The following is a 3,298-nucleotide window of genomic DNA, read 5'->3' as shown; positions in this document are numbered from 1 at the left end:
CGTGGCGCGCGCCGAGCCCCACCAGGATAGCGTGATCCGCCGGTCATACTCCTGCGTGGCCCGCAGTCCGCTGGGCGCGACGTCCGAGGCGATCGGATCGCGGCTGTGCGTTAACGTGGTGAAGCCCAGGCCGTCGAAGCCGCCGCTGTTACCTCCGTAGTTGAACCCGCCGCCCTCGGGACGGGTTTTGGCCGCATAGTCCCCGGTGTAGGGTGCCGCCATCCCCATGCGGTTGACGTAGTGATTGTACACGAGGTCCCAGCCGGGTCTTAAATTGTTGCGCGCCACGGACGAGATCTCCCTATAGACTGTTCTTTCCAGGGAAAGATCGAGTCGTCCCCAGTCACGCACATAGGGAGCGAACGGAACGTCGCGGTTGGTATTGTATTTGGAGATGTATTCGACACTCGACAGGAATCGGTTGTTGAGGCTTCCGTACAGATCATAACCCTGGTTCCAGGCGATTTCGCAGATTACACCCAATAACTGCGGGCCAATGGTCGAGTGCCCCTGGTCGCGTCCGCTCTCCTGCCACTGGCCCAGGCCGTTGGGATGAACGTACGTCACCGCACGGTTCATATTCCCGTTGCCGATGCCGTCGTAGAAGTAGTCGAGGGCGTGGTCGAAAATCGCCTGGTCGTCCAGAAGCACGCCGATCGCCATGGCCGACGCCAAACTCGCGTGCTCCCAGTTGGCCCAGTAGTGGGTGCCACGGGTGCCGTGGTGCCTGTCGAGGAAATCTTTGTTTCTGCTGCCTCCGAGGTAAAACTGATTAAGCATGTAGTCCTTGAACGCGGTGAAGTCCGCCGGCACCCAGCCGCTGTAATCGCGCATCAATTCGGCGGCGCTGGCGAACTGGTAGCCGTAGATGCCCGACCGCAGGCTGACGTTCGTGTCGCCAGCCCAACCGGTGTGGATGGAAGCCCAGGCGTTCATGATCTCGACCGACTTGTCCGCAGCCCAGGTGCTGCCATCGCCGTGATAGCGCAGGGCCAGCTGATATGCCCGGGCAGCGTCGCGGGCCAGCCGGATGTAATTCTCCGGGAGACCGCCACCGACGGTGATCGTCTCGACCGCTTCCGGGTTGTGGTTTGTCCAGCCATTGGTGTTACTTACGAGAATGTCCCAACTGCTTTTCCAGGGCTGGGCGCTCGCAGCGACCTTCGTCTTCATCCGGTCCAGGTCAGCCTGGTTGTTTAAAGCTCCCGGATGTTGAAATGACTGCGCCTCCGACAGTGAAGGCATCACCAGAGCGCCTGCAGCTATCGACAGCGTGAATATCAAGGCAGGCAATCGCCCGCAGTCTGTTATTCGTTTCAGGGAGGTGTAAGCCGCGATAGCGACGGGGTGCTTTCCCAGTCTTATTGCCATTTTGTTTTTCCTCATCATCTTATTGTTGTACGGCTTGAGGGCTCGCCGACGCAAGCCGTGTCACAGGTTTGCCGTTGTCATGACGTTATCGGTAACAAACCCAATAATAAAAAACCTCAATGACTACTGTTATCGATATCAGAAAACGGTGCCATAAATGCCCACGAATCAAGCGCATCGGGGCCGGCTCCCGGAACCCGTGTGACATTTTATGTTTCTTCTTACATCGAACTTCTTTTTGGAAGATATTTGGCTAAGCGTTACCTTGCAACCCATTTTAGAAGGATTGAGACGTGGCTCACGCGCAAATGAACGCACGCATCACGGGGTCAGGCCTCAATGGCACTAAGTTAAGCGATGACCGTGATGCGAAGACCCTGATACCGGGTACGACCTTGCGGGACTGCCTGCGAGAGGGGACCTCGCAGACAAGCCTACAGGGATGTTTTCATGGGGGCGCCTAGCCCGTGCCCCGCAAGGTCGTACCAGTGCCATTCGGGTCAGGGGTCAGGCCTGAATGGCACTGACTTAAGCACAAGTGTTTGAATTTACGGAACATTTTTACGCAGCCGTCGCCATTCTCTGCTTTTTGGGTGTCCATGTCTCCTAACGAGTCTTCGTGCCTTATCCCATGATTTCGTCAATAGCGGGTAAGGCTTCGGTCGTCGTTTCTTGGCTCGATTCTTCCTGGCCGGTTTCCGACGACCTTTTCTTCTATCATGTGAAACAGCTCCAGAAGAGATTCTCTATCACTGGCATCGAATGGGCATTGACGGTAAGCCTGCCAGAGTTGCAGGCTATGCTTGAAGCTCAACTGGCGCGGAACAATATCAGCCAGACTCGCCGCCTCTGCCATTAGGATTCGAATTAGATTATGTGCGAGAAAGTATACCCATATTTCCTTCACAGCCATTTCTGGAGTCTTGCAGCTTAATGTCTCCATCCCAAGGGTCGTCTTGATATTCCGGAAATCAAGTTCAACATGCCAGCGATTTTTATAGAGATTCTTAATTTCCTGCTTCGGAACTTCTCTTTGAGAAAGAAAAGTTGTAATCAAATTTTTTAATGCCTACAGCAGAATGAGTGGCACCAGCAAGCATACCATGCTTACACTTGGCGTGGCTCAAACTTTGGCACTAAGATCTCATTTTTCAATATGCGAGATCTCACCACCGTTAACGCTCCACAAACCCTTACGACTTGATACATATATCTGTTTTACGAAAATCATGGAATAAGAACTCCCCCCAAAGACTAATTCTCAACTATATTATAATCTTCAAATATTTTTTTAATATAATCAACGTTTTCGTTCTTATGTCTAAGTAATTTTTCATCAACGCCATTATAGTGAGCGACTGATGCTACACGTCCCTGCTTTGAAAAAGGCAAGTCATGATTTACACCAGCCAATGGATCTTGATAAGCCTCAACAGGAGATATAATTTTCCATCCTTTAGATCGCACGCGATCAATAAGGTTGCCGAGATAAAGAGCCGCAATCTCATTTTCATGTAAAAGCAAAACATGTTTGGGTGATCTCCCCAATATATCTTTCGCTAACTTGTCGTAAAACTGAATATTTTCCCAGAGCAAATCAATATACAGCTCTTTCATATTTTCAGAATTAATTTTCTTTCCAGAACTTTTATACTGCAAATATAATTGATTTATATACCAATCATAGTTATCTACAGTTACATAGCCGTTAGAATAACCCAACTCCTTTAAACCACTTACTAGTTGAATCTAGGCCTTTCTAGAATCATTGTCATTTCCGTTATGAAGATACGGAAATCGGTAGTAGGGGAGCGTTCTCCCATACCGCTTGAGAATTAACCCAATCATTGCATAAATTTTGACACTTCCGCGACTAGGCCGCAGATTTCATGGCATCGAGATAATGCAACAACTCCGATTTGACAGC

General features: G+C 50.5%; 3 protein-coding genes. All 3 read right to left on the bottom strand.

The window, feature by feature from the left end:
• On the bottom strand, positions 1 to 1,371 hold a 1,371-nt coding region (locus tag FHS09_RS22355; protein WP_183464097.1), incomplete at its 3' end, for an alginate lyase family protein.
• A gap of 640 nt (positions 1,372 to 2,011) precedes the next feature.
• Positions 2,012 to 2,428 carry a transposase gene (locus FHS09_RS22350; protein ID WP_246395262.1) on the bottom strand — a complete coding sequence of 139 codons (417 nt, stop codon included), beginning with the start codon at positions 2,426 to 2,428 and terminating at the stop codon, positions 2,012 to 2,014.
• 197 nt (positions 2,429 to 2,625) lie between these two features.
• Positions 2,626 to 3,093 carry a polysaccharide deacetylase family protein gene (locus FHS09_RS22345; RefSeq protein ID WP_183464095.1) on the bottom strand — a complete coding sequence of 156 codons (468 nt, stop codon included), beginning with the start codon at positions 3,091 to 3,093 and terminating at the stop codon, positions 2,626 to 2,628.
• Positions 3,094 to 3,298 lie beyond the last annotated feature (205 nt).

It is taken from the genome of Microbulbifer rhizosphaerae, from assembly GCF_014191725.1.
GTDB classification, from domain to species: domain Bacteria; phylum Pseudomonadota; class Gammaproteobacteria; order Pseudomonadales; family Cellvibrionaceae; genus Microbulbifer; species Microbulbifer rhizosphaerae.
Note: the sequence above shows the minus strand (reverse complement) of the source record. Positions and strands in the feature narration are given on the sequence as shown.